The organism is Bacillus cereus group sp. N21 (assembly GCF_016483395.1).
GTDB classification, from domain to species: domain Bacteria; phylum Bacillota; class Bacilli; order Bacillales; family Bacillaceae_G; genus Bacillus_A; species Bacillus_A pseudomycoides.
The window spans coordinates 1-12,376 of sequence record NZ_JAEHBX010000032.1 but is presented as its reverse complement, the minus strand read 5'-3'; the positions used below and the strand labels follow the sequence as shown (position 1 = coordinate 12,376).

The following is a 12,376-nucleotide window of genomic DNA, read 5'->3' as shown; positions in this document are numbered from 1 at the left end:
ACTAACAATGGCACGTAAAACAAACACTCGTAAAAAACGTGTGAAAAAGAATATTGAAGCTGGTATTGCTCATATTCGTTCTACTTTCAACAACACAATCGTAACACTTACAGATACTCACGGTAACGCACTTTCTTGGTCTAGTGCTGGTGCACTTGGTTTCCGTGGATCTCGTAAATCTACTCCATTCGCTGCGCAAATGGCTGCTGAAACTGCTGCTAAAGTTGCAATGGAGCATGGTTTAAAAACTTTAGAGGTTACTGTAAAAGGTCCTGGTGCTGGTCGTGAAGCTGCAATTCGTGCTCTTCAAGCTGCAGGTCTAGAAGTAACAGCAATCAGAGATGTTACTCCAGTTCCTCATAATGGATGTCGTCCGCCAAAACGTCGTCGTGTTTAATTTTTCTGTATAGAATTTTCCCTTTTGTCTATAATGGATATGATGCATTATCGAGAAATTTCGTACAGAAACATCGCTTGTTGTGCACAATCGGGAACTGCCTAAGGGGGACTTTCGGTTAGACAGAGGTTTTTTCCTTTGTTTAGCCGAGGTTTCGACGTTTTGAAGGAGGGTTTAGTTAATGATTGAAATTGAAAAACCGAAAATCGAAACGGTTGAACTTAACGAAGATGCTAAATATGGTAAATTCGTGATTGAACCGCTTGAGCGTGGATATGGTACTACTTTGGGTAACTCCTTACGTCGTATTCTTTTATCCTCACTCCCTGGTGCCGCTGTAACTGCTATCCAAATTGATGGCGTATTACACGAATTTTCAACAGTTGAGGGCGTAGTAGAGGACGTTACGACGATCATCTTAAACTTGAAAAAGTTAGCTCTTAAAATCTACTCTGAAGAAGAGAAGACGTTGGAAATCGATGTACAGGGCGAAGGTATTGTCACAGCTGCTGATATTACTCACGATAGTGATGTTGAAATCTTAAATCCAGATTTATACATTGCGACGTTAGCAAAAGATGCGCATTTCCGCGTGCGTTTAACTGCAAAGCGTGGCCGTGGGTATACGCCAGCTGATGCAAATAAAAGCGAAGATCAACCAATAGGAGTTATTCCTATTGATTCTATTTATACTCCAGTATCACGTGTGACTTACCAAGTGGAAAAGACACGTGTCGGACAAGTGGCAAATTATGATAAGCTTACGCTTGATGTATGGACGGATGGAAGCATCGGGCCAAAAGAAGCTATCTCTTTAGGTGCCAAAATCTTAACTGAGCATTTAAATATCTTCGTTGGTTTAACTGATGAAGCACAAAATGCTGAGATTATGGTCGAGAAGGAAGAAGATCAAAAAGAAAAAGTTCTAGAAATGACTATTGAAGAACTTGATCTTTCTGTTCGTTCTTATAATTGCTTAAAACGTGCAGGAATTAATACTGTACAAGAGCTTGCGAACAAAACAGAAGAAGATATGATGAAAGTTCGTAACTTAGGACGTAAATCCTTAGAAGAAGTTAAGCATAAGCTTGAGGAATTAGGTTTAGGCTTACGTAAAGACGACTGAGGATTTAATCTCATCAACAAAGGAGGGAACTACGAATGGCATACAGAAAATTAGGCCGTACAAGTGCGCAACGTAAAGCTATGTTACGTGACTTAGCTACAGATTTAATTATCAACGAGCGCATCCAAACGACAGAAACTCGTGCAAAAGAACTTCGTTCTGTAGTGGAAAAAATGATCACTTTAGGTAAACGCGGAGATCTTCATGCTCGCCGTCAAGCTGCATCTTTCATCCGCAATGAAGTTGCTAATGCTGAGACTGGTCAAGATGCACTTCAAAAATTATTCGCTGATGTAGCTCCACGCTATGCTGAGCGTCAAGGCGGATACACTCGTATTGCAAAAATTGGTCCACGTCGCGGAGACGCAGCACCAATGGTAATTATCGAGTTAGTATAATGATAATTAAAAGGGCAGGACAGTTCTTTTCAAGTAACTGGTCGTGGCCCTTTTTTTTTAAATATAGAAAATAGGCTAACTTGATGAAGTAATGAGAGAGGGTGCCTTGCATTGAAAAAAGAGAAACTTCGCACGCAAAATATATCATTTCAATATCCCGGGGCAACTTCTTATGCGCTAAAAGACGTATCATTCTCTTTATATGAGGGAGAATGGGTTTCTGTAATTGGACAAAATGGTTCAGGAAAGTCTACACTTGCAAAATTATTAAATGGTTTATTTTTACCGGAATCAGGCACGATTGTTGTAAATGATACAATGACTTTATCTGAAGAAACAGTATGGGATATTCGAAAGCAAATAGGTATGGTATTTCAAAATCCAGATAATCAATTTGTTGGGACAACAGTGCAAGATGATGTTGTATTTGGCCTTGAAAATATCGGGATGCCTCGGGAACAGATGGTAGAACGGATGAATCAAGCGCTGCAGATGGTCCGAATGGAAGAGTTTCTTAATGAAGAGCCTCATTCGTTATCTGGTGGACAAAAGCAACGTGTTGCAATTGCAGGTGTGCTAGCATTGCAACCATCTATTTTAATATTGGATGAAGCAACATCGATGTTAGATCCACAAGGACGACGTGAAGTAATTGAAACGGTGAGGAAGCTTGTGGATACAAAAGGTATTACCGTGTTATCGATTACGCATGATTTGGAAGAAGCTGCACAGTCAGACCGTGTTATCATTTTGAATCAGGGAGAAATATTAGAGGTAGGTACGCCAGAGCAAATTTTCAAGTCCTCTCATATGCTTAGGGAAATCGGATTAGATGTACCATTCTCAGTGAAAATAGCAGAATTATTAAAAAGAAATGAAATTCCACTGCAAAATACGCATCTTACAATGGAAAGCTTGGTGAACGAACTTTGGAGATTACATTCCAAACAGTAGAGCATCGTTATCAATATAAAACTCCATTTGAAAGACGCGCGCTTTATGATGTAAACGTGTCGTTTCCAAGTGGGGGGTATTATGCCATTATCGGTCATACTGGTTCCGGCAAATCGACGATGATTCAACATTTAAATGGTTTATTGCAGCCGACAAATGGCACGGTCCAAATTGGGGAGCATTTGATTTCCTCACAAAAGAAAGAAAAGAAATTAAAGCCGCTACGAAAAAAAGTAGGGGTTGTCTTTCAATTTCCAGAGCATCAGTTATTTGAAGAAACAGTTGAGAAAGATATTTGTTTTGGACCCTCAAATTTCGGAGTATCGAAAGAAGAGGCAAGACAAAAGGCAAGGGATGCAATTGAGATTGTAGGATTGGATCCAGAGCTATTAGCGCGTTCTCCGTTTGAGTTAAGTGGTGGACAAATGAGACGTGTTGCAATAGCAGGCGTACTTGCGATGGAACCGGAAGTGCTTGTATTAGATGAACCCACAGCAGGGCTTGATCCTAAAGGACAGCATGAGCTTATGGAGATGTTTTATAAGCTTCATAAGGAACAGGGGCTTACAGTAATCCTTGTTACCCATAATATGGAGGATGCTGCTAAATATGCGGATCAAATTGTGGTTATGCATAAAGGAACGGTTTTTTTGCAAGGAACAGCAGAGGAAGTATTTTTACATGCAGATGAGTTAGAACAAATCGGCGTGGATCTTCCAATGTCTTTAAAGTATAAACGTGCAATTGAAGAGAAGTTTGGTATTTCGATTCCGAAGGCTACCTTATCTTTAGAGGATCTTACTCATGAAGTTGTACAGGCGTTACGAAAAGGTGGTCATGAATCATGCAGCAGTTGATTATTGGGAGATATATTCCAGGTAGGTCACTCATTCATCAACTTGATCCACGTGCGAAGCTGTTGATTGTCTTTTTATATGTATTTGTTGTCTTTTTAGCAAATAATGCGATTTCATATGGACTTTTATTTTTATATGCACTCATTGCTTTATTTTTTGCAAAAGTGCCGATTCGTTATGTACTTTCGGGCTTAAAACCAATCTTATGGATTTTTCTGTTTACCTTTTTTCTGCATATTTTTACAAATAAAGAAGGGGATGTACTGCTTCAGCTTGGTTGGTTTTCGATACATGAAAAGGGATTAGAGCAAGGGATATATATTTCTATACGCTTCTTTGTCATTATTTTAATGACGACATTATTAACGTTAACAACAACACCAATTGAAATTACTGATGGTATGGAAACATTGTTAAAGCCATTAAAGCGTATAAAGGTTCCTGTTCATGAAATTGCATTGATGATGTCTATTTCTCTTCGTTTTATTCCAACATTAATGGATGAGACGAGTAAAATTATGAAAGCACAAGCATCCCGTGGTATTGATTTTTCTGGTGGGCCGATAAAGGATCGATTAAAGGCGGTTATTTCTTTGCTTGTACCGCTTTTTATTAGTGCCTTTAAGCGTGCTGAGGACTTAGCGATTGCAATGGAAGCGCGTGGGTATCAAAGTGGTGAGGGACGTTCTAAATTTAGGCAGCTACGCTGGAAAACAAGCGATACGTTAACGATAGTAAGTTTACTTTGTTTAGCATGTATTCTAGCATGGGTGCGATCGTAATGGAGAATAGAGAAATGGAAAGAATAAAATGTACAGTTGCATATGATGGCATCAATTTTTGCGGTTATCAAATTCAACCGCAGCATCGTACTGTTCAACAAGAAATAGAGAAAGCTCTGCAAAAGTTGCATAAAGGAGAGCTTGTTCGTGTTCAGGCATCAGGACGAACAGATTCTACTGTTCATGCAAGAGGACAGGTTATTCATTTTGACACACCGTTGTCTCTTGAAGAATGGCAATGGATGAATGCCTTAAATACGATGCTGCCAGACGATATAGTTGTCAGGCAAGTAGAGAAAAAAACAGAAGATTTTCATGCACGCTATGGTGTTGAGAGAAAAGAATATCGCTACCGTGTATTATTATCTAAAAATGCTGATGTATTCCGTAGAAATTACGTATACCAGTATCCATATCCGCTTGAGATAGAATCTATAAGAAAAGCAATTCCTTATTTTATTGGAACACATGATTTCACTTCGTTTTGTTCGGCAAAAACTGACAAAAAGGATAAAGTGCGAACAATTTATGAAATAGATTTAATGGAACAAGAGGATGAGTTAATTTTTCGTTTTGTAGGTAATGGATTTTTATATAATATGGTTCGAATTATTGTTGGTACACTACTTAGCATAGGACAAGGAAAGATGGTTCCTGACAGCATTCCAGAGATTTTAAAAAAACAAGATCGTCGTTTTTCCGGGAAGATGGTGCCAGGGCACGGGCTTTATTTATGGCAGGTAAACTATAACAACTAATCCTGGTGTAACATTTGCTTGACATTAGAAACTCAAAAGGATATCATAACATATGGTATTGTTTCTAAAACCACGATTAGCCCCGGAAGGAAATCGTGTTTAAGATAAACAATAGATTTTTTCTATGGAAAAGATAACGAGGAGGGAAACACATGCGTACGACTTTTATGGCAAAAGCTAACGAAGTTGAGCGTAAATGGTATGTGGTTGACGCTGAAGGTCAAACTTTAGGTCGCCTTGCTAGTGAAGTAGCATCCATTTTACGTGGTAAAAACAAACCAACATTTACACCACACGTTGACACGGGTGATCATGTAATTATTATTAACGCTGAGAAAATTCATTTAACAGGTAATAAATTAAACGATAAAATTTACTACCGTCACACTAACCACCCAGGTGGACTTAAACAAAGAACAGCTCTAGAAATGCGTACAAACTACCCTGTACAAATGTTAGAGCTTGCAATTAAAGGCATGCTTCCAAAAGGACGTTTAGGACGTCAAGTGTCTAAAAAATTAAATGTGTATGCTGGAGCTGAGCATCCACACCAAGCACAAAAACCAGAAGTTTACGAACTTCGTGGATAATTAATTAAAGGAGGGCTTACATTGGCACAGGTACAATACTATGGTACTGGACGTCGTAAGAGTTCAGTAGCACGCGTACGCCTAGTTCCAGGCGAAGGACGCGTTATCATTAACGGTCGTGATTTTGAAAACTATATCCCATTTGCTGCATTACGTGAAGTAGTGAAACAACCTCTAGTTGCAACAGAAACTTTAGGTAACTACGATGTACTTGTAAACGTAAATGGTGGTGGATACACTGGTCAAGCTGGTGCTATTCGTCACGGTATCTCTCGCGCTTTATTAAAAGCTGACCCAGAATACCGTCTAACATTAAAACGTGCAGGTCTATTAACTCGTGACGCACGTATGAAAGAGCGTAAAAAATACGGTCTTAAAGGCGCACGTCGTGCACCTCAGTTCTCAAAACGTTAATTTTTGCGAACTTCAAACCCCAGTCTATTGGCTGGGGTTTTTTATTATTTCAACCAGTAAGACCCCCTCCTCTAAACGAAGTGAAGGTGGGGGGAGTTCAATATGTCTAATGGAACTATATAAAGTGAAACTTCCACCCATCGTGAGCTTACGAGATAAATTCATTTTGATTTTTCACAATATAAATCACTGCTATGAAGAACAAAAGGTAACCTGCACTCGTATGTTCTTTTTGTTTAAACTTGGTTGGCATGGGGAAGAGAAAGGTTTTATATTGTTTTTTATTTATATAATTATCCTCAATTATTTTTAGTCCCCTTATTATTGCTTGGAATATTTTAGTGCTGCCTTCTTACGTATGCTTCATCTTTAGAAGTTTAGACTAATACGTATTAGGGAGGTTTATAAGTACTATGAATGTCATTGTTAGCTTACAAGAAAAACAAAAAGAAAAGCAGTTGAAATATGAACGGAAGATGCTTCGCGAACTATCATTAAAAACATTAAGATCTAATATTCGTGATGCCTTCGATATGAAAGAGCTGCACAGACAGTACGAGGATTATTGTATTGAACTTGGAATTGAATCGTACTTATTAGGAGCAAGATATAGCAAATTTGGCTATTATGGTGAATCTTTTTTTGATGTGAAATATAGAGCTTTAGAAGAGGAGCAGCAATTAACAGAAATGTTGTTTCAATTTTTAACAAGCATGACCATGCGGGAGATAGAATCAAACGATAAGGAGTTGCTGTATGAGTCCTGTGAACAGTTTATTAGTTCATGGTGGCGCGAAGGGTATGAAAAGGGTGAAAGAAGATATCGTTTAAAGCTGCATTAAGAGAAGCATAAACTTTCCTCTTGTCCCATATAAGTAATTAGAGGGACTAGCTGGAGGAGGAAAGGTATGAAGAGAATTCGAATTATCTCTTTTATGCTTGCTGCGGTTGTACTGTTTTTCTTGGTAAAACAAGAATTTCAAATTACAAAATCGTGGAGAGCTTGGAATTTACCCTTATCTGGAAAAGTAATTGTACTAGATGCCGGACATGGTGGACCAGATGGAGGGGCGGTTGGTGGTAAAGATATTGTAGAAAAAGACATTACGCTTGAAATTACAAAAATGGTACAAGACTATTTGCAAGAACAAGGTGCTTTAGTTATTTTAACGCGAGAGGGAGATTATGATCTAGCTGATAAAGACACAAAGTCATATAGTAGGCGCAAAGCAGAAGATCTCAAAAAACGTGTAGAGATTATTAATAAGCCGGATGTAGACTTTTTTGTGAGTGTTCACTTAAATGCTTTGCCTAGCAGTAGTTCGAAGGGAGCACAAACGTTTTATTATCGGTCTTTAATTGAAAATGAGCGTGCAGCAAAGTTTATACAGGCTGAATTGCGAACTAGCCTAGAAAATACGAACCGCTCAGCTAAAACAATCTCCCGTGTTTATTTACTTAAGTATGCAAAAACACCAGGTGCTTTAGTTGAGGCTGGTTTTTTATCGAATGTAAATGAACGATATATGTTAAATTCAGAGAAGTATCAGCAAAAGGTTGCAGCTGCGATATACCGGGGAATACTACGTTATTTTACGGAAAAAGGAAATCCTCCTGAGTAAGGAGGGTTTTTTGAGTTCCTCTCGTTAACGAAGTTTTCGGAAAATATGTTATACTGGAAATGTAAACGCATTTATTTTGGAAATGAAAATAAATAAACCCAATTTATTTAACATGACTTTATTTTTCATACAGGGGGCTGGGCTGATTATGGTAACGAAAGAGCAAGTAGTGGAGGCGCTTGAAGGGATTAATGATCCATTTCTACATAAAACATTAAAAGAAACAAATGCAATTAAAGAGGTAAATATAAAGCCTGAGAAAGAGCATGTCAGTGTTAAAATTGCAATTGTAAAAACAGGGACTGCTGAACAAATGCAATTGCAGGCTACTATTGTGAAGCTTGTGAAAGAACTTGGAGCAGCAACGGTTGGTTTGCGTTTCGCTGAATTTACAGAGGAAGAGCTAGCGCAGTTTGCGCCACCGCAAGAAGAGAAAGAAAGTCAATCTTTATTATCAGAGCATTCTAAAACAACATTTTTAGCAGTTGCAAGTGGAAAAGGCGGAGTTGGTAAATCAACTGTTTCTGTAAACCTTGCGATTTCATTAGCTCGTTTAGGAAAGAAAGTTGGTATTATTGACGCTGATATATATGGCTTTAGTGTGCCTGATATGATGGGAATCGAAAAACGTCCAATCGTAAGAGGCGATAAAATTATTCCAGTGGAGCGCTTAGGGGTAAAAGTAATTTCAATGGGCTTCTTTGTAGAAGACAATGCTCCTGTTATTTGGAGAGGGCCAATGCTTGGTAAAATGTTAAATCACTTTTTTACAGAGGTGGAATGGGGCGATTTAGACTATTTAGTATTAGACTTGCCACCAGGTACAGGGGATGTGGCTTTAGATGTTCACTCAATGCTACCATCTTGTAAAGAAATTATTGTAACAACGCCTCATCCAACAGCGGCATTTGTTGCAGCTCGTGCAGGTGCTATGGCACTTCGTACTGAACATAGTATTCTTGGGGTTGTTGAAAATATGGCCTACTTCGAGAGTAAAGTAACCGGTGAGAAAGAGTATGTGTTTGGAAAAGGCGGAGGAGATAAGTTAGCCGCAGAATTACAAACAGATGTATTAGGACGAATTCCACTTCAACAACCAGATTGGAATAAAGAAGATTTTGCGCCATCGGTATACGAGGATACACATAAAACGGGTGTCATCTATCGGACGATAGCTGAGCAAGTTATTGATAGAACATCAGTTAAACAAAAATAAATTTATGCAAGTAGAAAAATTCCCCATCCTGTATGTGGTGATGGGGAATTTCCTATGTGCAAGGAGTTGTTTTATTTTTGTTCTTTGCTTCCGCCTTTTGAACCGCCTTCTCCGCCAGATTCTTTTTTTTCAGAGCCGCCGCTCTTTTCGGCTTTTTCAATACCTTTGCTAATGATATCAATTATCTTAGTTTGGAAGAGTGGACTTTCAGCGGACTCTGTTAATACTTGTTGTAAATATTGACGATACTCTTTGCTTTTCATTGTTTGTAGCATCATCTTCTCTACTTCGGGATTTTTCATAATTTCTATAACGCCTGCTTGATATTCAGGGTCTTTTAATAGAGTTTTCATTAAGGCTGTTTGTTCTTTACTGATACTTTTTGCGAATTTCGCTGAAAACTCTGGGTCTTTAAATAGTTTTTCCCAAAGCTGCTGCCCTTTTTCGGATACCATCGCATCTTCAATCGTTTTTTTGACCACAGTTTCATCCAATATAAGTGCTTGTTTCATTTTCTCATCTGTTAATACATCTTGAATTGCTTTTTTTCCTTGATCGGTTTTTAAAATATCGACAATCATTTTTTTTGTTTGATCGTAATCTAATTCAGATTTCGCTTCTTTTCCTTGTGCACATGCGACAAGTACAGTAAAAAGAAGTGAAGAAACTAAAACGAGCAGCATCCGTTTCATTAGCTGGAGCTCCTTTCAACACAGTTCTCTTTTTTAATATAAATATCTTAGAGGAATTTATACATGTTCATGGCTAGCTTTTTGAAATTGTCATTGATACAATTTAAGTAGAAATATATCAATAATGGGGGATGTGTTGTGAATAGCCGAAAATGGGTACGACTATTTTTAACGACGTTGCTACTTGGGGGGATTAGTACAATCCTTATTGGTTTTATTTTAGGATGGGACAAGTACGCTAAATTTTTTCAAAATTTCGACGGTAAAGAGATTCTAATGATTTCTTTTTGGTTACTTGGCGTTGGTTTTATTTTTAGTGTAATTAGTCAAATGGGCTTTTTTGCGTATTTAACAGTTCATCGTTTTGGACTAGGAATGTTCCGATCGTCTGCTCTTTGGAACGCAGTTCAGCTCTTTTTCATTGCATTTGTACTTTTTGATTTTGTTTATTTAAGATCGGTACTCGTTGCAAATGGAGATGTTTCGTTTGGGAATAATATTCTTGTAGCAGGAATGTTGTTTTTATTTGGAGCACTTGTAGCCTATATAAAGAGTAAAGAGACGAATAAAAAAGCGTTTATACCGGCTTTATTCTTTATGGTCGTCGTAACAATCCTTGAATGGGTACCGGCGCTTCGGATTAATGATACTGATTGGTTATATTTGATGGTTATACCACTTTTATTGTGTAATGCATATCAGTTACTCATATTACATCGTTTAATAGGACAAAGAAGTAAGTCAGTTAGTTAACAATATACGAGTGAAAAAGGATACAGCACCTTTCGTATGGGGTGCTGTATCCTTTTTAGTATGGGGGATTTTTATCCTGCTATTTGCGGACAGTAACACTTCCACCTCAAAATTCAGCGGAATTAAAGAGGTTAGGTGCAAGATGAACGGTCCATAAAAGCCCGATTGGTGAGGGCTAATAATCAGCGGAGAGAATTCCCACTGATTAAAGTTTTACTTTATGTCATTACTTCTTGCACTTGTGTTAGAAATAAGCTGTGATACAGATACTTGCTCATAGCCATCGCTTTTTAATTTCTGCAGGAGCAGCGGTAGAGATTTATTTGTTTGAAGTGCCGAATCGGAAGCGTGTAATAAAACGATGTCTCCACCTCGTAGATTGTTAGCAACTGTTGATACAATTTTATTTACACCAGGGTTTTTCCAGTCGTTTGAATTATTACTCCAGTGTACAACAGTATATCCAAGAGACTCTGCTACTTTGAGAACTGTTTTATTAAATTCCCCACTAGGAGGCCGCAAGAGCTTGACTTGTTTTATGCCAAGCTTTGTAAACACATCTTGCGAACGTAAAAGGTCTCTTCGCATTTCGTTCGCCTCCAAAGAAGTATAAGATGTATAGTTATATCCCATACTGCCAATTTCGTGACCATCCTGTATAATCCGTTCGACAATATCGGGGTGTCTTTCTGCCCATGCTGCAGAAAGGAAGAAAGTCGCATTTTTAATTTCTCTTTCTTTTAAAGTATCAAGAATAGGAACTGCTTTTTTATCTCCCCAGCTAATATCGAATGTTAACGCAACTTGTTTTTTTGCGGTATCGCCTTTGTAAATGACTTTTGGACCAGTTGCAGTTGAAAAAGCCGATTGATGAGAATATGTCTTAAAAAAAAGAAGCCATGCTGTAAACAAGGACAGTATAATAATTAAACTAATGTGCTTAAATTTACGTTTACTTGTTATAAAAAAGAAAAACATAATACTCCGCCCCTTTGTCCAATCCTTTTCAGTTACTTATATGCTCAAAAAGTTGAAAAGAGAACTGAACGATTAATATCGTAGGAAATGGATATAATGGACAATATAGTATGAATTGTAATTTTGGTGGTGATGCATTCGTCATTAGAGTTGATGAATATATTACGTTATTTTATATATATGTTTTGATTTTCTGACATATAAGTCGCTGCTAGGAAGAACAAAGGGTGATCTGCACTCGTTTCTCTCTTTGTTTTAATTTGGCATAGGGCGCGGAAAGAGGGTCTGATCGCTCCTATGCATGACCGGATGTTCTCTCCCACCTAAAGATTAGAGTTTATGTGGGTTTTTTAATTTGTATTTATATAGGCATATGAGTAATTGTTGAGGTGATAGTTTGCTTGGGATTATGATTACAAAAGAAGAACAGAAAGAAATAGAATATGTATTGAAGAGAGAGCTGGATGAGCTTTTATTTGATTTTGCAGACGAGCGAATACATGATGTCGTAAAAAAGACAATGGAAGAACGATATAAAATTCTCTTTTGTTTATTTAGAAGAGTAGCAAATGCAGAAGAATGCATCCGTTATGTAAGAAAAAGAATTTTTTATTAAAAAGTGTTGACTCAAGTAGTTAACATATGATAAATTAATAACCGTCGCTGATGCGGAACAGCAGAAAGCGAAAAAAGAAATTAAAAAACTTAGTTGACATCGAAAAAAGAAGATGTTAACATAAGGAAGTCGCAAATGAGCGACAAACAAGTTCTTTGAAAACTGAACGAAACAAACAACGTGAAACGTCAATTTTTATTTTAGATGCTAGACAAACTAACTT

General features: G+C 37.7%; 16 protein-coding genes. 14 read left to right on the top strand and 2 right to left on the bottom strand.

The features are described 5' to 3' along the window. Window positions 1-7: 7 nt before the first annotated feature. The 12 genes from rpsK to JDS96_RS17665 all read left to right on the top strand — a co-directional run bounded on the left by rpsK (window position 8) and on the right by JDS96_RS17665 (window position 9,114). Window positions 8-397, top strand: coding sequence for a 30S ribosomal protein S11 (gene rpsK, locus JDS96_RS17720; protein ID WP_003194384.1), 390 nt, complete (start codon window positions 8-10; stop codon window positions 395-397). Between the two features lie 181 nt (window positions 398-578). After that, a complete protein-coding gene (locus JDS96_RS17715; RefSeq protein WP_000569645.1) occupies window positions 579-1,523 on the top strand; it encodes a DNA-directed RNA polymerase subunit alpha in 945 nt (314 codons plus the stop codon). Between the two features lie 35 nt (window positions 1,524-1,558). Beyond that, window positions 1,559-1,921 (top strand): 50S ribosomal protein L17, encoded by a 363-nt coding sequence (rplQ, locus tag JDS96_RS17710; RefSeq protein ID WP_000331491.1) that lies wholly within the window; start codon window positions 1,559-1,561, stop codon window positions 1,919-1,921. Window positions 1,922-2,032: 111 nt separating this feature from the next. Then, a complete protein-coding gene (locus JDS96_RS17705; RefSeq protein ID WP_003194387.1) occupies window positions 2,033-2,875 on the top strand; it encodes an energy-coupling factor ABC transporter ATP-binding protein in 843 nt (280 codons plus the stop codon). Continuing rightward, window positions 2,851-3,732: an energy-coupling factor ABC transporter ATP-binding protein gene (locus JDS96_RS17700; RefSeq protein WP_199667599.1), complete on the top strand. Its 882-nt coding sequence runs from the start codon at window positions 2,851-2,853 to the stop codon at window positions 3,730-3,732. The genes JDS96_RS17705 and JDS96_RS17700 overlap by 25 nt, the downstream gene beginning before the upstream one ends. After that, window positions 3,720-4,514 carry an energy-coupling factor transporter transmembrane component T family protein gene (locus JDS96_RS17695; RefSeq protein ID WP_033795814.1) on the top strand — a complete coding sequence of 265 codons (795 nt, stop codon included), beginning with the start codon at window positions 3,720-3,722 and terminating at the stop codon, window positions 4,512-4,514. The genes JDS96_RS17700 and JDS96_RS17695 overlap by 13 nt, the downstream gene beginning before the upstream one ends. 14 nt (window positions 4,515-4,528) lie before the next feature. Beyond that, window positions 4,529-5,272 (top strand): tRNA pseudouridine(38-40) synthase TruA, encoded by a 744-nt coding sequence (gene truA / locus JDS96_RS17690; protein WP_199667598.1) that lies wholly within the window; start codon window positions 4,529-4,531, stop codon window positions 5,270-5,272. A gap of 152 nt (window positions 5,273-5,424) precedes the next feature. Then, window positions 5,425-5,862: a 50S ribosomal protein L13 gene (gene rplM / locus JDS96_RS17685; protein ID WP_001260793.1), complete on the top strand. Its 438-nt coding sequence runs from the start codon at window positions 5,425-5,427 to the stop codon at window positions 5,860-5,862. A 21-nt stretch (window positions 5,863-5,883) separates the two neighbouring features. Further along, entirely contained in the window at window positions 5,884-6,276 is a 393-nt protein-coding gene (gene rpsI / locus JDS96_RS17680) for a 30S ribosomal protein S9 (protein ID WP_000079986.1), read from the top strand. Window positions 6,277-6,689: 413 nt separating this feature from the next. Then, window positions 6,690-7,118 (top strand): DUF2521 family protein, encoded by a 429-nt coding sequence (locus JDS96_RS17675; RefSeq protein WP_003194397.1) that lies wholly within the window; start codon window positions 6,690-6,692, stop codon window positions 7,116-7,118. 66 nt (window positions 7,119-7,184) lie between these two features. Continuing rightward, the gene (gene cwlD / locus JDS96_RS17670; RefSeq protein WP_016116963.1) at window positions 7,185-7,898 is read left to right on the top strand and encodes an N-acetylmuramoyl-L-alanine amidase CwlD; all 714 of its coding nucleotides are present in this window, start codon (window positions 7,185-7,187) and stop codon (window positions 7,896-7,898) included. A 148-nt stretch (window positions 7,899-8,046) separates the two neighbouring features. Beyond that, window positions 8,047-9,114 carry an Mrp/NBP35 family ATP-binding protein gene (locus JDS96_RS17665; protein ID WP_018783612.1) on the top strand — a complete coding sequence of 356 codons (1,068 nt, stop codon included), beginning with the start codon at window positions 8,047-8,049 and terminating at the stop codon, window positions 9,112-9,114. A 71-nt stretch (window positions 9,115-9,185) separates the two neighbouring features. Here JDS96_RS17665 and gerD read toward each other — a convergent pair whose 3' ends face one another. After that, window positions 9,186-9,806, bottom strand: coding sequence for a spore germination lipoprotein GerD (gerD, locus tag JDS96_RS17660; protein WP_003205520.1), 621 nt, complete (start codon window positions 9,804-9,806; stop codon window positions 9,186-9,188). A gap of 138 nt (window positions 9,807-9,944) precedes the next feature. On the opposite strand from gerD, the gene JDS96_RS17655 reads away from it, so the two are divergent. Next, window positions 9,945-10,559, top strand: a complete 615-nt coding sequence (locus JDS96_RS17655; protein WP_006093095.1) for a KinB-signaling pathway activation protein — start codon at window positions 9,945-9,947, stop codon at window positions 10,557-10,559. Window positions 10,560-10,772: 213 nt separating this feature from the next. Here the strand turns inward: JDS96_RS17655 and pdaB are convergent, their stop codons facing one another. Beyond that, window positions 10,773-11,537 (bottom strand): polysaccharide deacetylase family sporulation protein PdaB, encoded by a 765-nt coding sequence (pdaB, locus tag JDS96_RS17650; RefSeq protein ID WP_006093094.1) that lies wholly within the window; start codon window positions 11,535-11,537, stop codon window positions 10,773-10,775. Window positions 11,538-11,934: 397 nt separating this feature from the next. Here pdaB and JDS96_RS17645 point away from each other — a divergent pair, with 397 nt between their 5' ends. Beyond that, entirely contained in the window at window positions 11,935-12,153 is a 219-nt protein-coding gene (locus JDS96_RS17645) for a hypothetical protein (protein WP_006093093.1), read from the top strand. The last annotated feature ends 223 nt before the right edge of the window (window positions 12,154-12,376 follow it).